The 18,455-nt window shown below is 64.7% G+C and carries 17 protein-coding genes, 1 tRNA gene and 2 pseudogenes; 9 read left to right on the forward strand and 11 right to left on the reverse strand.

The features are described 5' to 3' along the window. Positions 1-146: 146 nt before the first annotated feature. Together purC and QKY98_RS20895 are read left to right on the forward strand one after the other, a co-directional pair. On the forward strand, positions 147-857 hold the full coding sequence (gene purC, locus QKY98_RS20890; RefSeq protein ID WP_007162774.1) for a phosphoribosylaminoimidazolesuccinocarboxamide synthase: 711 nt from the start codon (positions 147-149) through the stop codon (positions 855-857). 81 nt (positions 858-938) lie between these two features. After that, a tRNA-Ser gene (locus QKY98_RS20895) sits at positions 939-1,028 on the forward strand. A gap of 59 nt (positions 1,029-1,087) precedes the next feature. Here the strand turns inward: QKY98_RS20895 and QKY98_RS20900 are convergent. Continuing rightward, positions 1,088-1,366: a hypothetical protein gene (locus QKY98_RS20900; RefSeq protein WP_284671520.1), complete on the reverse strand. Its 279-nt coding sequence runs from the start codon at positions 1,364-1,366 to the stop codon at positions 1,088-1,090. A gap of 590 nt (positions 1,367-1,956) precedes the next feature. On the opposite strand from QKY98_RS20900, the gene QKY98_RS20905 reads away from it, so the two are divergent. Beyond that, a complete protein-coding gene (locus tag QKY98_RS20905; RefSeq protein ID WP_007162776.1) occupies positions 1,957-2,427 on the forward strand; it encodes a hypothetical protein in 471 nt (156 codons plus the stop codon). Between the two features lie 69 nt (positions 2,428-2,496). On the opposite strand, the gene QKY98_RS20910 is transcribed toward QKY98_RS20905, so the two are convergent. Together QKY98_RS20910 and QKY98_RS20915 are read right to left on the reverse strand one after the other, a co-directional pair. Then, entirely contained in the window at positions 2,497-2,655 is a 159-nt protein-coding gene (locus QKY98_RS20910; protein ID WP_284671521.1) for a carbon storage regulator, read from the reverse strand. 88 nt (positions 2,656-2,743) lie between these two features. Then, a complete protein-coding gene (locus QKY98_RS20915; protein WP_042138434.1) occupies positions 2,744-3,004 on the reverse strand; it encodes a hypothetical protein in 261 nt (86 codons plus the stop codon). A 260-nt stretch (positions 3,005-3,264) separates the two neighbouring features. Here QKY98_RS20915 and QKY98_RS20920 point away from each other — a divergent pair, with 260 nt between their 5' ends. Beyond that, positions 3,265-4,833, forward strand: coding sequence for a catalase (locus QKY98_RS20920; protein WP_284671522.1), 1,569 nt, complete (start codon positions 3,265-3,267; stop codon positions 4,831-4,833). Between the two features lie 71 nt (positions 4,834-4,904). Here QKY98_RS20920 and rfbD read toward each other — a convergent pair whose 3' ends face one another. Both rfbD and QKY98_RS20930 read right to left on the reverse strand, forming a co-directional pair. Then, the gene (rfbD, locus tag QKY98_RS20925; RefSeq protein WP_027597622.1) at positions 4,905-5,789 is read right to left on the reverse strand and encodes a dTDP-4-dehydrorhamnose reductase; all 885 of its coding nucleotides are present in this window, start codon (positions 5,787-5,789) and stop codon (positions 4,905-4,907) included. Between the two features lie 250 nt (positions 5,790-6,039). Continuing rightward, a complete protein-coding gene (locus QKY98_RS20930; RefSeq protein WP_027597623.1) occupies positions 6,040-6,885 on the reverse strand; it encodes a sigma-54-dependent transcriptional regulator in 846 nt (281 codons plus the stop codon). Positions 6,886-7,143: 258 nt separating this feature from the next. Between QKY98_RS20930 and QKY98_RS20935 the strand changes: the two genes are divergently transcribed. After that, positions 7,144-7,536: a hypothetical protein gene (locus tag QKY98_RS20935; protein WP_027597624.1), complete on the forward strand. Its 393-nt coding sequence runs from the start codon at positions 7,144-7,146 to the stop codon at positions 7,534-7,536. Positions 7,537-7,542: 6 nt separating this feature from the next. Here the strand turns inward: QKY98_RS20935 and xth are convergent, their stop codons facing one another. Continuing rightward, positions 7,543-8,331, reverse strand: a complete 789-nt coding sequence (gene xth / locus QKY98_RS20940; protein ID WP_284671523.1) for an exodeoxyribonuclease III — start codon at positions 8,329-8,331, stop codon at positions 7,543-7,545. Positions 8,332-8,773: 442 nt separating this feature from the next. Between xth and QKY98_RS20945 the strand changes: the two genes are divergently transcribed. Next, positions 8,774-11,458 carry a glycoside hydrolase family 5 protein gene (locus QKY98_RS20945; RefSeq protein WP_284671524.1) on the forward strand — a complete coding sequence of 895 codons (2,685 nt, stop codon included), beginning with the start codon at positions 8,774-8,776 and terminating at the stop codon, positions 11,456-11,458. Positions 11,459-11,682: 224 nt separating this feature from the next. After that, positions 11,683-11,871 carry a hypothetical protein gene (locus QKY98_RS20950; protein WP_027597626.1) on the forward strand — a complete coding sequence of 63 codons (189 nt, stop codon included), beginning with the start codon at positions 11,683-11,685 and terminating at the stop codon, positions 11,869-11,871. A gap of 13 nt (positions 11,872-11,884) precedes the next feature. On the opposite strand, the gene QKY98_RS20955 is transcribed toward QKY98_RS20950, so the two are convergent. The 4 genes from QKY98_RS20955 to QKY98_RS20970 form a co-directional block, all read right to left on the reverse strand. Further along, the gene (locus tag QKY98_RS20955; protein ID WP_284671525.1) at positions 11,885-12,226 is read right to left on the reverse strand and encodes an FKBP-type peptidyl-prolyl cis-trans isomerase; all 342 of its coding nucleotides are present in this window, start codon (positions 12,224-12,226) and stop codon (positions 11,885-11,887) included. Positions 12,227-12,285: 59 nt separating this feature from the next. Beyond that, positions 12,286-13,146, reverse strand: coding sequence for a pirin family protein (locus QKY98_RS20960; protein ID WP_284671526.1), 861 nt, complete (start codon positions 13,144-13,146; stop codon positions 12,286-12,288). Between the two features lie 77 nt (positions 13,147-13,223). Continuing rightward, complete coding sequence (locus tag QKY98_RS20965) at positions 13,224-14,309, reverse strand: sigma-54 interaction domain-containing protein (RefSeq protein ID WP_284671527.1); 1,086 nt, start codon at positions 14,307-14,309, stop codon at positions 13,224-13,226. A gap of 9 nt (positions 14,310-14,318) precedes the next feature. Beyond that, positions 14,319-15,500, reverse strand: coding sequence for an acyl-CoA dehydrogenase family protein (locus QKY98_RS20970; RefSeq protein ID WP_502945096.1), 1,182 nt, complete (start codon positions 15,498-15,500; stop codon positions 14,319-14,321). A gap of 286 nt (positions 15,501-15,786) precedes the next feature. Between QKY98_RS20970 and QKY98_RS24065 the strand changes: the two are divergent. Together QKY98_RS24065 and QKY98_RS24070 are read left to right on the forward strand one after the other, a co-directional pair. Beyond that, positions 15,787-16,473: pseudogene (locus QKY98_RS24065) on the forward strand (PAS domain-containing protein); the annotation flags it as partial. 144 nt (positions 16,474-16,617) lie between these two features. After that, positions 16,618-17,013 (forward strand): annotated as a pseudogene (locus QKY98_RS24070) (methyl-accepting chemotaxis protein); the annotation flags it as partial. A gap of 57 nt (positions 17,014-17,070) precedes the next feature. Here QKY98_RS24070 and QKY98_RS20980 read toward each other — a convergent pair. Beyond that, positions 17,071-18,315, reverse strand: a complete 1,245-nt coding sequence (locus QKY98_RS20980) for an acyl-CoA dehydrogenase family protein (RefSeq protein ID WP_115946803.1) — start codon at positions 18,313-18,315, stop codon at positions 17,071-17,073. Positions 18,316-18,455 lie beyond the last annotated feature (140 nt).

Below are 18,455 nucleotides of genomic sequence, written 5' to 3' on the forward strand. Positions count from 1 at the left end.
GGCTTTCTTTCGCGGTCGGGCACTGCTGCACGGCCAAAAGATCCACGATCCTATGTAAACTGCGCTTCCCGGCTGTACTCGTCCCGAACCGGTCGTCTCACCTGCGTTCGTCCACAGCCTGCAAGCCCTTCGAACCGGAGTCCAAGATGGAAAAACGCGCAGAACTCTACCGTGGCAAGGCCAAGTCGGTATTCACCACCGACGATCCCGATCGCCTGGTCCTGTTGTTCCGCAACGACACCTCTGCCTTCGATGGCGAGCGCATCGAGCAACTCGAGCGCAAGGGCATGGTGAACAACAAGTTCAATGCCTTCGTCATGCAGAAGCTCGAAGCCGCCGGCATCCCCACCCAGTTCGAGCAGCTGCTGGGCGACAACGAATGCCTGGTCAAGAAGCTCGAGATGATTCCGGTGGAATGCGTGGTGCGCAACTTCGCCGCCGGCAGCCTGGTGCGCCGCCTGGGCGTGGAGGAGGGCCTGGAGCTGACGCCGCCGACCTTCGAACTCTTCCTGAAGAACGATGCGCTGCACGACCCCATGGTCAACGAAAGCCATGTCCAGGCCTTTGGCTGGGCCACTCTCGACCAGCTGGCCGAGATGAAGGCGCTGACCTTCCGCATCAATGACATCCTCAAGCAGCTGTTCGACGACGCCGGTCTGCTACTGGTCGACTTCAAGCTGGAATTCGGGCTGTTCCACGGCAAGGTCGTGCTGGGCGACGAATTCAGCCCGGACGGCAGCCGCCTGTGGGATAAGGAAACCCGCAAGAAGATGGACAAGGATCGCTTCCGCCAGGGTCTGGGCGGCGTGATCGAGGCCTACGAAGAGGTCGCCCAGCGCCTGGGCGTCCCGCTCTAAACGCAAGCCGCTGATACCAGAGCTTTTTTTTGCAATTGCTTGTTCGCTTTTGCACGCATGACTGGTATCATGCGCCGCGTTGGAGAGATGCCGGAGTGGTCGAACGGGACGGATTCGAAATCCGTTGAGTCAGCAATGGCTCCTAGGGTTCAAATCCCTATCTCTCCGCCAAATACGGAAAACCCCGAGCGTGCCAGGCACCTCGGGGTTTTTTATTGCCTGCGGATTGGCTAGTCGATCTTGCGGGTAGGGGAGGCTGCAGGCGTCTGCGCGGTCTCTGCATCGGCTGAGCCAGGAGCGGAGAATTCCTGGATCCGCTGGTAATGGGTCAGCCAGAAACCCAGCTCCAGGGCCAGCGTCTTCTGCTCCAGGGGGGAGAGGGCGTTCAGGCCCTGGCGGATGGCCCGTTCGGCATAGTCGATGGCCGCCAGCTGGTCCGTCGTGCGCGCGGGACAGTTTCTGATGGCATAACGGAGCGCCTCTTTGCAGTCGCTATCCAGGCCAGTCATAAAAGGTCCTTGAGTGGATAAGGGGTTCACCGAGGCGCCGCCTGGATGGCCAGGGCGGCTGCAGGCCCTGCTGCTGGCGATTCGCGAAAAGGCGTTCAGCCAGTCAGGGATCCGAACGCGACCAGGCGCGGTTGCCTGGGCACCGGGACCGTCCAAGTCCTTGTCAGGGCTGCGATTTCGACCACTCCTGGCGATCACGGTTGGCCGAATACTAGTTCGCCGGAATCGTCTTGAGCAGCCAATATCGCCTTGCCTGATGGGCGGTACCAGAACTTGTACTCACGTTGTATCCGGCTCTGGAATGGCGGTCTTGCGTGATCTTGAGGCGATAAAGCGGCCGGCAGACCCGACATCATCTTGTATGGAAGTTGGACGAAGCCGCGGCGCTTCATGGACGCATCCAGGGCCGTTTGCGGTAGCTGCGTACCGTCGAGCGGTAGGGTCCAGCGCCCGGGAATGGCTGGACGCCTCAGGCAAATGGAGCGATGCTGGAAAGGCACGCCTCAGAGCGTGCGACCTCCGATGGCCGAGCAACAAGCGGCAGCCATAGGACGGTGGCTTCGGCGCATAACAATAAGAGGAGTCGAGCGATGTTCTACAAGGTCAGCGTGTATTCCCGGCCTGAAGATCGTGGGCTGCTGGTATGGCGGTGGAAGAAGCAGTTTCTCGGTGAATGGGTGGAGTCGCGTCAGGAATTCGAGGACTGCGACCACTGCGTCCACCATGCCCTGCAGGATGCCAAGGGGCAGAGCGTTCACCTCGAGACCGATCGCTGCACTCTCTATCGTTACCGCTTCGAAAGCATGCTGCATCAATATGGCAGCTGCTATTGCCTGAGCGGCGGCCGCTCGGCCGAAGCCGTCCTGGATCTCATCGCCCAGATCGAAGAGCGCCACAACGTCATCGTCCTGCGCGACGGCCAGCCGTTCTTCGCCCACTATCGAGCGGATCTGCAGGCCGAAGGCACGCTGGCGCCGGAACTCTGGCAGGGCGTTGAATGGCGGGGTCTGGAGGGGCGCTTCGAGTACGTGCGCAACCGCAACTCGCCCTGGTTGCGGTAGCGACGGTCGGTCAGCGGCGACTCAGAAGGGCAGCAATTCCTGCCGCATCACGCTGATGTCGGTCGGCGCCTAGATGCCTACCTGCACGCGGTCGCCCTGCACCTTGAGGATGCGGATGTTGATGCCGCCATTGAATAGCAGATCCAGCACCTGTTCTTCATCGGCCCCCGGCTTCAGGGAAAGATTGATGATTTCGTCGGTGCGACGGGTCAAGACCAGATAAGACATGAGCATCCCTGCCATGATTTCAGGGCGCCGATGATAAACAGTTCCGCCTCTGGTGAGAATCAGTAGGCAGATTGTTGGGCTCCGCCGGTTATCTGGCGCGATGTACGGAGCGATACCGACGCCCCAGTTGCCAGCGCCGTCCAACGAATCCCAAAGCGCCCGCGAGGACCACCAGCAGGTTGATGACATTGGTCGGACCACTGCCGTGATAACCCGCGAGCAAGGCAACTAGGGTGGTCAGGGCCCAGACGGAGATGGCGGCGGCGACGGCGGCAGCCATTTCGTTGAAGTCGGAGTGCCCCGCCGGTTTCGAGCAGGGGTGCGGATCGCTTTCGTATTCTTCTGGCATGGGAAGCTCCGGCTGCTGTTCTTGTTGGAGAGTATCGCCGTGAGTCTTATCGACTGCTGATGAACAGTCTGGATGGGATCGATAGCGCGATCAGCGATTTTTTCCGCCGAACGGACGAGAGGTAGCGGCTAGAGCTCCGGGTGGTCAGCGCAAGCGGCCCGGGCGCCGTTTCGTCTCCGGACAGCTCGTCTGACGGCAGACAACTGCCGCGGACAGGCCCGGTCACTGCAGTGTTCGACGTGACTAGCCTGGAGACCACCATGAGCGACGACAAGATCACTCTCACGACCCGCCAGGGTCATCCGGTACGGGACAACCAAAGCCTGCGCAGCGTGGGCGAGCGGGGCCCCGCCACGCTGGAAAACTACCAGTTCATCGAGAAGATCACCCATTTCGATCGGGAGCGGGTGCCCGAGCGAGTGGTGCATGCCCGGGGCACCGCCGCCCATGGCTGGTTCGAGGCCTATGGCACCATCGGCGACGAACCCGCCAGCCGCTACACCTGTGCCAAGGTGCTGACCAAAACCGGGGTGAAGACGCCGGTCTTCCTGAGGTTCTCCACCGTCATCGGGGCCAAGGAGTCGCCCGAGACCGCGCGCGATCCGCGGGGCTTCGCGATCAAGTTCTATACCGAGGACGGCAACTGGGATCTGGTGGGCAACAACCTGAAGGTGTTCTTCATTCGCGACGCCATCAAGTTTCCCGACATGATCCATGCCTTCAAGCCCGACCCCATCACCAATCGCCAGGAGCCCTGGCGCTTCTACGATTTCGTCCAGCATCACCCGGAAGCGCTGCACATGGTGACCTGGGTGAAGAGCCCCTGGGGCATCCCGGCGGACTATCGGCACATGCAGGGTTCCAGTGTGAACACCTACAAGCTGGTCAACGACCAGGGCGTGGCGGTGCTGTGCAAGTTCTCCTTCGAGCCCAAGCAGGGCATCCGGAATCTCACCAGCGAGCAGGCGGCCGAGATCCAGAAGTACGACGTGGGCCATGCCAGTCGGGATCTCTACGACGCCATCGAGCGGGGTGACTATCCCGAGTGGGAGATGTGCGTGCAGATCATGGCGGACGAGGCGCACGACGAATTGCCCTTCGATCCCCTGGACGACACCAAGCGCTGGCCGGAAGACCAGTTTCCCCTGCTGCCGGTGGGCCGGCTGGTGCTGGATCGCAATCCCTCGAACGTCTTTGCCGAAACCGAGCAGGCCGCCTTCGGCACGGGGGTGCTGGTGGAGGGCATCGACTTTTCCGACGACAAGATGTTGCAGGGGCGGACCCTGTCCTATTCCGATACCCAGCGCTATCGGGTCGGCGCCAACTATCTGCAATTGCCGATCAACGCGCCCAAATGCCCCTACGCCACCAATCAGCGCGATGGCCAGATGGCGCTGCAGGTGGATCGCAGCGGGAGCAATCCCCACGTCAATTACGAGCCCAGTTCCCAGGGTGGCCTGAGCGAGGCGCCGCGGCCGCAGCACGAGTATCGTCAATGGATCGAAGGCCATCTGGGGCGCTATCAATCCCGCAAGACGGCTGCCGACTACCAGCAGACCGGTGCGCGCTATCGCAGCTTTGAAGACTGGGAAAGGGACGATCTCATCGCCAACCTGGTCGCCGACCTGCAGGCCTGTCCCGAAGACATCCAGTTGCGCATGGTCTGGCACTTTTGGCACTGCGATCCGGACTATGGCACCCGGGTGGCCCAGGGCGCCGGCATCGACTTGGAAAGGGCCAAGGCGCTACCGAATCTGCCGGCCCATCCAGCGCCCAACGAGGACGTGGCTGAGCCCACCTACCAGGGTGGGGAACGGGAAAGGCATTGAGGGGGGACGCCATCGCCTGCGGCTGAAGCCGAGGCGACCCGGCGGGCAGGCGCCGCCGGGGTCCGGCCCGCTCAATTCAGCGTTCTATCGCGTTCGAACCGCGCCCAGCAGCGGTCGAAGTCGGCCTGCCAGTCCGGCAGGGCGTTCGGCAGGACCGCTTCGACCTTGCTGCAGTCGAGGCAGGAATAGAGCGGTCGCGTCGCCGGCGTGGGGTAATGTGCGGTCGTGGTGGGATAGAGGCGGGCGCGTAGTTCGCCGCGTCGCTCCAGGCGCGCGGCGATGGCGGCGGCGAAGCCGTACCAGGAGGTCTGGCCCGCATTGGTCAGGTGATAGAGACCGCCGACATCCCCGTGCTCCAGCAGACGTTCGACCAGCTGGCGGGTGGCCGTGGCGATCGTGGGCGCCCAGGTGGGGGCGCCGAGCTGATCCTCCACTACGTGGAGTTCGTCGCGCTCGGCCAGCAGCTGGCGCATGGTGTTGAAGAAGCACTGGCCATCATGGGAGTAGACCCAGGAGGTACGCAGCACCAGGGCGCGGCCACCGGCCGCCAGTACCGCCTGTTCGCCCGCCAGCTTGGAGCGACCGTAGACGCTCAGCGGCGCCGGCGCGCAAGCCTCGGTGTAGGGCTGATGCCCCCGGCCATCGAAGACGTAGTCGGATGAATAGTGCACGAAGGGGATATCCCGCTCACGCGCCAACTCGGCCAGGATCTGCGGTGCCCGGGCGTTGATCGCCTCGGCGCGTTCGATTTCCGCCTCAGCCTGATCCACGGCGGTATAGGCGGCGGCGTTGAGGATGAGGTCGGGTTCCAGCCGGTCGAAGGCTGCGCGCAGTTGCCCGGTTTGGGCCAGATCGAGATCCGCCTGACCCAGCACGGTCAGTTGATGGGTGCTACCGAACTCGCGCTGCAAGGCGCGCGAAACTTGGCCGGAACGGCCAGTGATCACAATATTCATGAAAGCATGCCTGAACGTCTTCAGCGGAAGACGTACGTCCTGTCGATCGATTCCTGAAAAGCCCTGGGCTTTTCCCACACGAATCAACGCCTGCCGCGCGAGGCGACAAAACGAGGATTCCGATCATCTTTCCTGGGGAAAGATGGCCGCCGCAGACTATGGCGGAGTGGGCATCGACAGGATGGACAGGGTGGTCATGCTGGGACTCGAGCAAGGGTACGCGGCTAGGACTGCCGTCTGTCGGCAGAGTTCAGCGGGGTACCAGGGACAGTGGCAGCAGCTTGCCAAGCTGGAGTCCGGACGTCGAGGCAGTTAGCAGCGCGGTATGGAGAACCTGTTCAAGTTCGCGAATGTTTCCCGGCCAGGGATAGGCGATCAGCGCGGCTTCGTCCTCAGCCGTCAATTCCGGGGGTGTCCGGTCGAGACGTTCGGCATGCAGTCTGAGGAAATGCCGGGCGAGGGGGAGCAGATCGGCCGGTCGCTCGCGCAGGGGCGGTACCGCCACCTGCCCCGGCGCGAGGCGTTGCCAGAGGCGTTCGTCGAAGTGGCCGGCTGCGACGGCCAGCGCCAGATCGATACTGGAGCCGGCGATCAGGCGGACGTCCACCGAGGTGCGCTGACTGCTGCCGAGCCGCAGGATGCTTCCGTCGGACAGGACCTCGACCAGCTCCTCCTGCAGCGGGCGGGAGAGGTCGGCGATCTCGTCGAGATAGAGGCTGCCCCCGTGGGCGGTACCGAACCAGCCCACCCGACTGCCCGAGGTGCCGGCATAGGCGCGTGGGACATAGCCAAAGAGTTCGGCCGCAGCATGCCGACGACTGAGCGAGGCGCAGTCGAGGCTGCTGAACAGTCCGGTGCGGCCGCTGCGCTCGTGGAGCCGTCGCGCCAGCAATTCGCGCCCGGTGCCCCATTCGCCCGTCAGCACCACGGGGGAGGGGCGCGGCGCCAGGGCATCCAGGTGCTCGAGCAGTTGCCGCGAACGCGGGTCGGCGAAGGCCAGGGCCTTGGCGCGGATGGTCAGGGAGCTTTGTTGCTCCGCGGGCACGATCAGGAGGTCGGAGGAGAGCGTCGGCATGGCGATATCGCGGGCAGTCAAAGCCTCATCCTAGCGGCCATTTAATATATCTAAAAATAAGCTTTAGCTATTTTTTAATATCGATTGGTTTTTTGGGCGGAGCGTGATCCCTGGGTACTCGGCATGCGGGGAATCCCTGTGTCGGCCACGGGGTCTCTTGAACGGCCGGGAGACTCACTGTCTGGACGTTCTGTCGTGTCGCCCACTCGGCACCGCCGTCGTCAGAGTGAGGCGATCGGCGCTATCCTGCCGCTCCGGAACGAGAGGAAAAGACGTCACATGGCTTCCTTGCGTGCGCCCTGTCCGCCTGGCGTCTGTACCTGCGAGCGCGACGCCGTGCTGGCCGATCCGGCCGCCGATGCGCGGGCGCTGCTGCTCAATCGCCAGGAAGAACAGCGACTGCTGGAGCGCCTGGAAAACGTCACAAGCGTGACCGATCTGCAGCGCCTGCAACGGCGCCTGCAGGAGCAACTCGGCATCCAGCTGGAGATCGAGCCGGGACCGGGAGAGGTACGCAGCGCGCGTGGCATGCTCATCGAGCTGCAGCCACGCCCGGGACTGTGTCGCAAGCTCCATCAGACGATACCGGCCGCGGTGCGCCGCGGTCTCAATCAGCGTCCGGAAGTGCTCTTCGCCCTGCTCAACGCCAACGACCTGCTGCGCGACGCTTGAACGCCTTCAGTCAGGCGCCTTGAAGCGGATCCAGGTCGGCGCATGGTCGCTGGTCTTCTCCAGGTCGCGTACCCAGCGATGCACCCCGGCTTCCTGCAGGGACTTCTGCAGCGCCCGACTCAGCAACAGATGATCGATACGCAGACCGGCGTTGCGCTGCCAGCGTTGGCGGAAATAGTCCCAGTAGGTGTAGATCGCCTCATCCGGATGGCAGGCGCGCAAGGCGTCCAGCCAGCCCTGGTCCAGCAGCCGTTCGAAGCAGGCGCGACTCTCGGGTTGCAGCAAGGCGTCCTTGCGCCAGGATTTCGGGTCGTAGATGTCATGGTCAGTCGGCACCACGTTGTAGTCGCCTGCCAGCACCATGGGATGCCCACTCGCCATCAGTCCCTGGGCATGCTCGATGAAACGCTCGAACCAGGCCAGCTTGTAATCGAACTTGGGGCCCGGCCAGGGATTGCCATTGGGTAGATAGAGGCTGGCGACGACCACGCCCTTGACCGCGGCTTCCAGATAGCGGCGCTGGGGATCGTCCGTCATTCCCGGCAGGCCCCGGCGAACCTCCAGTGGCTGGTCATCCCGCGCCAGGATGGCGACCCCGTTCCAGGAGGGCTGGCCGTCCCAGAGCGCACCGTAGCCCGCAGCTTCCAGCTCCGCCTGCGGGAAGTCGGCAGACTTCGCTTTCAGTTCCTGCAGGCAGACGATGTCGGGCTGCTCCCGCTCCAGCCACTGCAGGAGGATGGGCAACCGGGCACGAATGCCGTTGACGTTATAGGTCGCAAGGGTAAGGGAGGTCATGAAGTGCTCCGGAAGCGGTTATAGCCATGACCCGAACGAGATATGAGCAGTTCCTCAGCCATATTTATGTGATCTGTTTCACGTTAATTTGCGACTTACTTTTTTTGGCACCTTCGGGAACTTTTGGTCGGTTGTCGGATTGTTCCGGAAATAAATTTGACGGCGGACTTGCATCGACGCGCGGATGATTGGTGGTGAATGGATTCACCCGTCGGAGTCGATGAACGGTAGTTATAGAAAAGCCTTTAAAATCAATGGCTTTGGAAACTTCTCAATGATGTCTAAATAGTGGCCATAGTAAAGCACTATGAAGTTGGCATGTGGCTTGTATAGCTGGACATGCCTGGAGGCAACGTCGCGCTTGGCAACATGGCGCGACTCTTCTCTCACTTCATATCGGCCAGTGTTCAGGGAGCGGGCTGTCGATTTAGCGCAGTTGGTGATGATGAATCCATCCTTCCTGAAGTTCTCCCGCAGAGCAGCCCAGGTGCTGCCCTTCGTTGCCGCCCTGACCCTGGCTACCGGTGCCAAGGCCGAGCAGGTCAATCTGGTCGGCCTGAACCTGTCCGGCGCCGGTTTCGCTGGCCAGGTACTGCCGGGCGTCAACGGCACCCACTACATCTTTCCTGTCGAGGCCTACTTCAAGCAGTGGAGCGGCAAGGGCATCAAGCTGATCCGCTTCCCGATCATCTGGGAGCGCCTGCAACCGGTGCTGGGCGGTCCGCTGGACCCGACCTATGCGGCGCTGGTGGACCAGACCTTCGCCAATGCGCAGAAATACGGCATGCGCATCATCCTCGACCTGCACAACTACACCTTCTATCGCGGATCGGTGATCGGCAGCGCGGCGGTTCCCTATGACCGCTACCAGGAGATCATGACCCGGATCGCCCAGCGCTGGAGCAGTCAGCCGTCGCTGTACGCCTACGACATCATGAACGAGCCCCACGATTCCATGGCCCAGTGGCCGATCGCCGCCCAGTACGGCATCAACGGGGTCCGCGCGGTCGACAAGACCAAGCCGATCATGATCGAAGGCAACGGCTGGTCGGAAGCGACCCGCTGGCCGCTGTGGAACGACTCCCTGCTGGCGCTCAAGGATCCGTCCGACAACCTGATCTTCCAGGCGCATTCCTATTTCGATGAAAGCGCCGGCGGCAATTACACCGGCATCGATGTCGGCAAGCTGAGCCAGGACTATGGCGTGGAGCGGGTCCGTCCCTTCGTCGAGTGGCTGAAGAAGAACAAGAAGAAGGGCATGATCGGCGAATTCGGCGTGCCGGATAACGATCCCCGCTGGCTGCCGCTGATGGACCGCATGCTGGCCTATCTCAAGCAGAACTGCATTCCCGCCACCTACTGGGCCGCCGGCCCGGGTTGGGGCAACTATTTCCTGTCGGTAGAGCCGATCAATGGCGTCGACCGGCCGCAGTGGCCGACCCTGAATAAGTACATCGATGACAGCAGCTGCACCGCCATCGGCCCGCTGGCCAGTGGGTCCGGCAGCACGCCAGCCAGCGGCACCGGTGCCTCGGGCGGCTCCAGCGGCTCCACCGGCAGCAGCGGTGGCTCCACCAGCGGCAATACCGGCTCGAACAACGGTGGCAGCTCGGGCACCGGCGCCTCCACGGGCACCGGCAACACCGGCGGTTCGACCACGACCGGGGTGACCACCTCGATCAACGATTTCACCAACGAGGACTGGCTGCACGGCGTCTATCGCAAGGCGGCCGGCTTCTCCATTCCGGCGTCGGCGGCCAACGTGGGCGCCTTCAAGGTGGGCGCGCAGATCACGCCGGCCGATGGCAAGAGCTACAAGGTGACCTATGCCCAGGTCGTCGGCAGCAACATGAGTGTCTTCATCGAGAGCCCGCAGCTCGATGGCAATGCCTACGGCTATCCCAAGACCCTGAAGACCGGGACCACCACCTCCGGCACGCCGACGACGGTGCCGGGGACCACGACGGGCTCTACGGGCAGTACCGGCAGCACCGGCAGCGCCAGTTCGGGCAGCAACTCGGGCAGTGCGACGCCGGCCGTGACGACGCCAGTGGCCGAGGTGAAGCCTGCGACCGGCAGCGGCAGCACGGGCTCCTCGGGTGCCACCACGCCCGCCACCGGTTCGACGACCACACCCACGGGATCGACCGGCACGCCCGCCAACAGCGCCAAGCTCAACCTGGTGGGGCTGAATTTCTCGGGTGCCGCCTTTGCACCCCAGACGCTGCCCGGGGTTCTCAACGTCAACTACATCATGCCGGGCGAGGCGAATTTCCAGCAGTGGAGCGCCAAGGGCGTGCGGCTGATCCGCTTCCCGGTGATCTGGGAGCGCCTGCAGACCCGCTTCTTCGGTAGCCTGGAAGGGGCCTACACCCAGCAGGTCACCCAGGTGCTGGAGCTGGCCAAGAAGTACAACATGAAGGTGATCCTGGCGCTGGACAACGGCGGCCGCTACAAGGGCACCCTGATCGGCACCGGTACCGTCACCAACTTCAACTACTGGGATCTGATGTACCGCCTGGCCTACCAGTGGGGCAACCATGCCGCGCTCTATGGCTATGACATCATGGGCAAGCCCAATGGCGCCGACAGCAGCTGGCCGGTGACGGCCCAGTCCGGCATCGACGGCGTCCGCACCATGGACCGCACCCACCCGGTGATCGTCCAGGGCAATGCCTGGGGTAGCGCGGCCAACTGGCCCGGGGTGAGCAATGCCTTGCTCAATCTGAAGGATCCGGCCAACAACATCGTCTACGCGGCCAACGTCTACCTCGACGAGGACGGCAGTGGCACCTATGCCACCCAGAATCCGAGCACCATCGATCCGCAGGTCGGGGTCAATCGGGTCAAGCCCTTCGTCGAATGGCTCAAGCGCAATGGCAAGCGGGGCATGATCGCCGAGTTCGGCGTACCCGCAGGCGACAGCCGCTGGCTGACCGCCACCGACAATATGCTGGCCTATCTGCAGCAGAACTGCATGCCGCTGACCTACTGGGCGGCAGGTCCCGGCTGGGGTGCTTCCGCGCTGGCGGTGGAGCCGGTCAATGGCGTGGAGCGTCCGCAGTGGCCGACGCTGAAGAAATATGTCGATGCCAGCAACAGCTGCACGGCGGTAGGCCCGCGTTAGCTTTTACCGCGTGTGTCCTGAAGGCGACGAACCTCCTCGGGTTCGTCGCCTTTTTTCTTGATCGTTCGGTGAGGAAAGATGCGCTTTTCACGCCTTGCACTGATGCATTCGCGAGACGAAACGGCTCTGCAGCGGTGGTCTAAGGGACGACGAACGGCTATAGCTCGACTTGTCGGGGCACGGTTAGAGTCCATTTGACACCCCAAGCACAAGGAGTAGGTGCCATGACGCAAACCACCCAGCAGCGGCTGCAGACGCTTGAAGAGCAGATCCGCAGTCATCGACAGGACCTTGCCCGGAGCCGTCAGAGCTTTCAGGAGCAATTCGTCATCTACACCCGCCAGTTCGCCCGGCTGAGCGTGCTCGAAGCCCAGCTCGAGTTGGTGCGCCGCAATACCAAGACGCCGAGCTGAAGTCGGCCAGACCTCAATCGTCGCGTGTCAGGACTTCCAGCAAATCGATTTCGAACCTCAGGTTGGCATGTGGCTTGATCAGCGCTCCGACCTGGCGTTCGCCATAGGCGAGCGCCGCCGGTACCTCCAGGCGCCGCTTGCCGCCGACCCGCATGCCCATCAGGCCCTGATCCCAGCCCTTGATCACCCGGCCAGTACCGATGACGCACTGGAAGGGCCGTCCCTTGGCGCGGGAGGAATCGAACAGGGTGCCGTCGTCCAGCCAGCCCTCATAGTGGGTGGTGATCAGGGCGCCCTTGACCACCGCCTTGCCGTCGCCCACCACCAGATCCTCTATCCGCAATTCGTCACTCATCGCCATGCTCCAGGCAAAAGCCGGATTCTAGCCTGGGCGCGGCGTCCTGGCGGGGCGACTTACTCCGGTACGTCACCGAACAGGCCGGCCTGGTAGTCGCGGATCGCCTGACGGATCTCCTCGGCGCTGTTCATCACGAAAGGGCCGTGGGCGACGATGGGCTCGGCGAAGGGCGCCGCATGGCCATAGAGCACCACGGCGCCGTCGCGGCTGGAGACGTCGATGTGGTCGCCGTCATCGGCGAATTCGAACAGCTGCCATGGCGCTTCGTCCTGGCCGGCGATCTGCACGGTGCCGCGCACGCCATAGCAGAACACCGAGTTTCCGGCCGGGGCGGGCAGGGTGACGCGGCCACCCGGGGCGATCTCGACGGTCATCAGGGTGATGGGTGTCGGGCTGGCCACGGCGCCCTGGATACCCTCATGGCTGCCCGATGCCAGGTGCAGGCGCACCCGGCCGTCGTCGGCTTCGATCAGGGGCAGGTCCGCGGCGGAAACGCCGTGGTAGGCCGGAGGGGTGAACTTGAGCCGGGCCGGAAGATTGACCCACAGCTGCAGGATTTCCAGGTCGCCACCATCGCGCTTGAAGGCGGCGGGGGACAGCTCGGCATGCACCAGGCCGCTGCCCGCGGTCATCCACTGGATGCCCCCGGCTTCGATGACGCTCTCATGGCCGCCGCTGTCGCGGTGGGCGAGCGAACCGGAGAGGATGAAGGTCACCGTCTCGAAGCCGCGATGGGGATGAGGACCAAAGGGCAGACCGGCATTGTGCGGCGGATAGACCTGGGGACCGTGGTGATTGAGGAACAGGAAGGGGTCCAGATGGGGCAGGCCGGGGCCGGGTAGCGGTCGCCGGGTCTGGAGGTCGCCGATGTCGTCACGCAGGGCGGGATGGCGGTGCAGCAGGGTACGGGCGGTCATGCGGAGGCCTCGCGGAGCAAAACCCCAGTGTAAGGCGCTCCATGGCCTGTCGGTACCCCGCCGGGTATGGCCACCCTTCAGATGGAGAAGCGGACCTCGCGTTCCGGCCGGGGCGCGAGCGGCCGACGGTGATTGACCACCAGTTCGCCGATACGGATCAGGTGGGCACGGGTGACGTTGCGGCTCAGCCCCAGCAGGCGGGCGGTGTGGACCTGGTTGCGATGGCAGAAGCGGTAGGCGGCGCGGACCAGGGCATCTTCGACGCGCTCGTGCAGGGCCTCCGGTTGCTCTTCGAACAACTGGGCGAAGGCGTCGGTCAGCAGGCTGTCCACCGGCGCCGCCTCGGTCGGGCGCGGCGCCGCCGGGACCAGGCTGGGACGCTGGACGAACGACAGGTCACCGGCATCCAGCAGGCCCTGGGGCTTGAGCAGCAGGGCGTGCTGCAGGGTGTTTTCCAGTTCGCGGATATTGCCCAGCCAGGGGTGCTCCAGCAGGCGCCGTTCGGCCGCGGGACTCAGGGACACCGCCGCCTGGGCATAGGCATGGAGGAAGTGCCGGGCCAGCGGCAGGATATCGCCCTGGCGCTGGCGCAGCGGCAACAGCGGCAGACTGACCACATTGAGGCGGTACCAGAGGTCTTCGCGAAAGGTGCCTTCGGCCACCGCCCGCTCCAGCGGGACATTGGTGGCGGCGATGATCCGCACGTTCAGCGGCACACTGCGGCGAGAGCCCAGCCGCACCACCTCGCGCTCCTGCAGGACGCGCAGCAGCTTCACCTGCACCGACAGCGGCAGGTCGCCGATCTCATCGAGAAACAGGGTGCCGCCGTTGGCCTCCTCGAACCAGCCGGCGCGCGCGGCCAGGGCGCCGGTGAAGGCGCCCTTTTCGTGACCGAACAACTCCGCCTCGACCAGGCTCTCGGCGAAGGCGCCGCAATTGACGGCGACGAAGGGGCCGGCATGGCGGTGACTGAGCGCATGGATATGCCGGGCGATCAGTTCCTTGCCGGTGCCGGTTTCGCCGATCACCAGCACGCTGGCGTCGCTCGGGGCGATCTTTTCCAGGTGGGCGAGCAGGTCGCGCGACTTGGGATCGGCGAACACCTGGGCCGTTGCCCGGTAGCGGGGCACCTCGGGTGTGCGCGTCAGGGTCAGCAGGGTCATCGCGGCTCCTCAGGAGTAGAAACTGGGGGTGGGCAGGGTGTCGTTGAGGGCCCAGTCGCCCAGCTCGTACAGCTTGTAATCGACCGGATCGTGCAGGGTCTGGGTGCGCAGGTTGCGCCAGTAGCGATCCAGGCGCAGTGCGCCGGCAGTGGCGCGGGCCCCGCCGACCTCGAACAGGCGGCTGGCGAGATCGAGGCCGTGACGACTGGCGGCGACCTTGGCCGTGGCGATGGCGATGGCCAGTTCGCCCCGTGCCGCGGCGGTCAGCGCCGTGCCCTGCTGCCAGGCCTGGGCGAAGGCGCCGTTGGCGCGCTCCACCAGCAGCCGACTGCTCTCCAGGGCCACCCAGAATTCTCCGTAGTGGCGCAGGATGTAGGGGTCTTCGCTGGCGCTGGCCGCTGTGGACTTGAACCAGGGACGTGCCTGGGTGGTGGTGTAGCGGCGCGCCTCGGCAAAGGCGCCTTCGGCCAGGCCGAGAAAGATATTGGCGAAGATCAGCTGGGCCAGCAGCGGCCGCAGGCAGGCGAAGGGGGTGCTCAGCGGGCCGGGATCGAGCAGCCATTCCTGGTGTTCGACCCGTACGCCGTCGAAGCGCGCGCTGCCGCTGTCGGTCTGGCGCTGGCCGTTGTTGTCCCAGTCGTCGAACAGCTGGATGCCGGCACGGCCGGTGGGTACCACGGCGATCAACAGGCGTCCGCTGTCATCGTTTTCCAGCGCGGAAAGCAGCAACAGATCCGAATCCAGGGCGCCACTGCAAAAGCTCTTCTGGCCATCCACCTGCCAGGCATCGCCGCTGCGGCGGGCGAGGGTACGGCGATCCAGGGGATTGAGGGCATTGCCCCAGAACAGGCCATCGTGCGCGGTGCCCTCCAGCCAGGGTCGCCACTGCGCGGGCTGGCCGAACAGCTGGGCGGTGGCCAGCAGCAGGTGATGGAAGCCGAAGACGTGGGCCAGGGAGCTGTCGACCCGGGCCAGTCGCCGCACCGCCTCCAGCGTCTGTTCCCAGGAGGCGCCGAGGCCGCCCAGTTCCGTAGGAATGCTCAGGGCCAGGAGACCGCTCTGGCGCAGAGCGTCACGCTCGGCCTTGGGCGTGCCGCCCTGACGATCACGTTCCGCCGCGGTGGCAGCGAAGCGCTCCAGCAGGGGAAGGAGGGGGGCCAGCAGGGAATCGGACATGGGGGACTCTTGCAATGGAGAGAGCAGACAGGCGTTAGAACGTAATGCCGGCCAAACCCTGAGTTGAAATATTTTTTTGTTATTAGTTAATGGCCCGCCGCCATCCATCTTGCATTCCGGACATCTGGTCATTGTCCTGCTGACGGCATTAAAGGCCTGACTAATCCCGGTCGATACAGCGGTAACCTAATCTCCCAACCAGGGGCGTGTCATGTTCAACAAAGGCCTAAAACAAGAACTGCAGCGCCTCCGCGAGCAGGTGGACTCCTTCAAGCGGCTGAAGGCCGAGCTCGACGTGGAAATGCTGGGCCTGGAACTGGATGGCCGCGGGTGCATCTCCGCGGTGAACGCCAACTTCGAAAAGGAGATGGGCGTGCGCGCCGCAGATGTGCTGGGACGCCCCCTGGCGGACCTCATTCCGGCGCACGTCCGCAACCAGGAATACAGCCGCCGACTGCAGCAGGCCCTGAGCCGCGGCGAGCCCTACAGCGGTGCCCTGCATCTCTTGCGCGGCGACGGTCAGGAAGCCTGGTTGCGCGGCATCCTGCACCCCTTCCATGACAGCCAGGGCCAGGTGACGCGCTTCCGACTGTTCTGCAACAACCTGACGCGAACCATCGAGACCTCGCGCGAGCACGAGAGCCTACTCAAGGCGCTGCGCCGTTCCACGGCAGTCATCGAGTTCAACCTCCAGGGCGAGGTGCTCGATGCCAACGACAGATTCCTGCAGGCCATGGGTTATTCCCTGGCGCAGATCAAGGGCAAGCACCACCGGCTGTTCTGCGAGCCGGCCGAGGCCAATTCCGAGGCCTACGAGCAATTCTGGGCGCGCCTGCGTCGCGGCGAATTCGTCGTGGATCGCTTCAAGCGCCTGGATGCCCATGGCCGCGACGTCTGGCTGGAAGCCTCCTACAACCCGGTGATCGATGCCCATGACCGGCTGTACAAGGTGGTCAAGTTCGCCACCGTGATCACCGACCAGGTCCAGCAGGAGCAGGCAGTGTCCGAAGCCGCCAGCGTGGCCTTCGAGACCTCCCAGCATACCGACGACACGGCCCGCAAAGGCGCGGCGGTGGCGCAGCAGACGGTGGAAGTGATGCGCGCCCTGGCCACCCAGATGCAGGAAGCGGTGAAGGGCATCGAGGCGCTGGACAACCAGTCCCAGGTGATCGGGACCATCATCAAGACCATCAGCGGCATCGCCGAACAGACCAACCTGCTGGCGCTCAACGCGGCCATCGAGGCGGCCCGGGCCGGTGAGCAGGGTCGTGGTTTCGCCGTGGTGGCCGACGAGGTCAGGCAATTGGCCTCGCGCACCAGCAAGGCGACCGAGGAGATCGTCGGAGTGGTGCAGCAAAACCAGCAACTGGCCGGCGAGGCGGTGACGGTGATCGAGAACGGTCGGCGCCAGGCCGAGCAGGGCCTGGAACTGGCGGGGCAGGCCGGCCAGGTGATCGTGGAGATCCAGGACGGCGCCCAGCGAGTGGTCGGCGCCGTGGGGCGTTTCGCCCGCCAGCTGTCGAACTGATCCGGCGCGCTGAATGCACAACGGCAACCCCAGGGTTGCCGTTGTGCATTCTGGTAGTCAGCCCTGCTTGCTGCCGCCGCCGATCTGCCAGACGAAGGGCGGTTCGCTGCCGTCGATCGCCCAGGCGCCGACGATGCGCTCCTTGTAGATCAGCGGATTGTGCGAGGCGGCGGTACGGGCGTTGCGCCAGTGTCGATCGAGCCCCTTGCGGGTGCTGGTGGCCGACGCGCCCAAGGCATTGAACAGGTCACTGGTGGCCCGCAGCACCAGCTCGGCGACCGCCGACTGCGCCTGGGCCGATTCCAGCTCCGCCGCCACGTTGGCTTCATGCTCGGCGGCGGCATCCCCGGCATAGCGGGCCTCGAAGGCGGCCTGGGCCGCCGCGGCGGCGGCCAGGGTCGCGGCTTCGGCGGCATAGACGAAGGCCGAGGCCTTGCCCACCACCTGCTGCACCTGGGGATCGGCACTGGCCGCGCTGGCATTGCCATGGCTGTAGACCCGCGTGCGCCCGCGCACTTCGCCGGCGAATTCGCGCACGGCGGCCTGGCCGCTGCCGGTGATCACGGCCAGCAGCACCAGCTGGTAGAAGGCGGTCTGGTACTTGAAGCGGGTGGCGAAGTCGATGAGATTCTCGGGCGCCACCCGCACGTCTTCGAACACCGAGGTGCCGCTGGCGGTGGTGCGCTGGCCGAAGCCGTCCCAGTCGTCGGACTGGCGCACGCCCGGCTGGTCGGTGCGGATGGCGGCGATGACGTCGCCGCCGGTGTCGTCGCGCTGGGCGTAGACGTCGATCCAGTCGGCGAACAGGCTGCCGGTGCTGTAGTACTTGGTGCCGTTGAGGCGCCATTCGCCGTCCCGCTGGCTGACCCGGGTGATGACCTCGCCGAGCTTGACCGTGCCGATCTCGGTCCAGGCGTTGCCCACCAGGTCGCCGGCGACGAAGCGCTCGAACCAGACCCGCTGGGAGGTGCTGGCATGGGCGTTGAGGCGGTCCTCGACAAAGGCGAAGTGGCCGCGCAGGGCCTGGGGCAGATTGCTGTCGGCGGCCGCCAGCTCGATCAGCAGCCGAACCAGTTGCGGCAGGCTGGCGCCGCTGCCGCCGAATTCCACCGGCACCCGCACGGCGCCGAAGCCGGCGTCCTTGAGCCAGGCGACGGGCGCATAGGGCAGGGTGCGGTTGCGTTCGCGTTCCAGGGCGCCTTCGGCGATGCGCGCAAAGAGCGGACGGAAGCGGGCGGCCAGTTGTTCGTAGTCGGGGCTGGGCGCAGGGCTGGGCGGCAGATGGCGAGCGGGCAGATTCATGGTGATCCTCGGCGATTGAAAGGTCGACGCCAGAGGCTTTGCAAGAGCGCTGCCAGGGCCTGAAAGGCCGTTTTCTCGGGGTTTGCGGGGCCCGGGGTGCCTGGCCAGCAGCAGGGGTGCCTGGCCACTGTTGCCCGGGC

The organism is Pseudomonas sp. HR1 (assembly GCF_030175875.1).
Lineage (GTDB): Bacteria > Pseudomonadota > Gammaproteobacteria > Pseudomonadales > Pseudomonadaceae > Chryseomonas > Chryseomonas oryzihabitans.

What these genes read in the sequence shown, in the direction of transcription:
- purC (WP_007162774.1), top strand. Translation starts at nt 147, where the DNA reads ATGGAAAAACGCGCAGAACTCTACCGTGGCAAGGCCAAGTCGGTATTC.
- QKY98_RS20900 (WP_284671520.1), bottom strand. Translation starts at nt 1,366, where the DNA reads ATGACTGGCCTGGATAGCGACTGCAAAGAGGCGCTCCGTTATGCCATC.
- QKY98_RS20905 (WP_007162776.1), top strand. Translation starts at nt 1,957, where the DNA reads ATGTTCTACAAGGTCAGCGTGTATTCCCGGCCTGAAGATCGTGGGCTG.
- QKY98_RS20910 (WP_284671521.1), bottom strand. Translation starts at nt 2,655, where the DNA reads ATGTCTTATCTGGTCTTGACCCGTCGCACCGACGAAATCATCAATCTT.
- QKY98_RS20915 (WP_042138434.1), bottom strand. Translation starts at nt 3,004, where the DNA reads ATGCCAGAAGAATACGAAAGCGATCCGCACCCCTGCTCGAAACCGGCG.
- QKY98_RS20920 (WP_284671522.1), top strand. Translation starts at nt 3,265, where the DNA reads ATGAGCGACGACAAGATCACTCTCACGACCCGCCAGGGTCATCCGGTA.
- rfbD (WP_027597622.1), bottom strand. Translation starts at nt 5,789, where the DNA reads ATGAATATTGTGATCACTGGCCGTTCCGGCCAAGTTTCGCGCGCCTTG.
- QKY98_RS20935 (WP_027597624.1), top strand. Translation starts at nt 7,144, where the DNA reads ATGGCTTCCTTGCGTGCGCCCTGTCCGCCTGGCGTCTGTACCTGCGAG.
- xth (WP_284671523.1), bottom strand. Translation starts at nt 8,331, where the DNA reads ATGACCTCCCTTACCCTTGCGACCTATAACGTCAACGGCATTCGTGCC.
- QKY98_RS20945 (WP_284671524.1), top strand. Translation starts at nt 8,774, where the DNA reads ATGATGAATCCATCCTTCCTGAAGTTCTCCCGCAGAGCAGCCCAGGTG.
- QKY98_RS20950 (WP_027597626.1), top strand. Translation starts at nt 11,683, where the DNA reads ATGACGCAAACCACCCAGCAGCGGCTGCAGACGCTTGAAGAGCAGATC.
- QKY98_RS20955 (WP_284671525.1), bottom strand. Translation starts at nt 12,226, where the DNA reads ATGAGTGACGAATTGCGGATAGAGGATCTGGTGGTGGGCGACGGCAAG.
- QKY98_RS20960 (WP_284671526.1), bottom strand. Translation starts at nt 13,146, where the DNA reads ATGACCGCCCGTACCCTGCTGCACCGCCATCCCGCCCTGCGTGACGAC.
- QKY98_RS20965 (WP_284671527.1), bottom strand. Translation starts at nt 14,309, where the DNA reads ATGACCCTGCTGACCCTGACGCGCACACCCGAGGTGCCCCGCTACCGG.
- QKY98_RS20980 (WP_115946803.1), bottom strand. Translation starts at nt 18,315, where the DNA reads ATGAATCTGCCCGCTCGCCATCTGCCGCCCAGCCCTGCGCCCAGCCCC.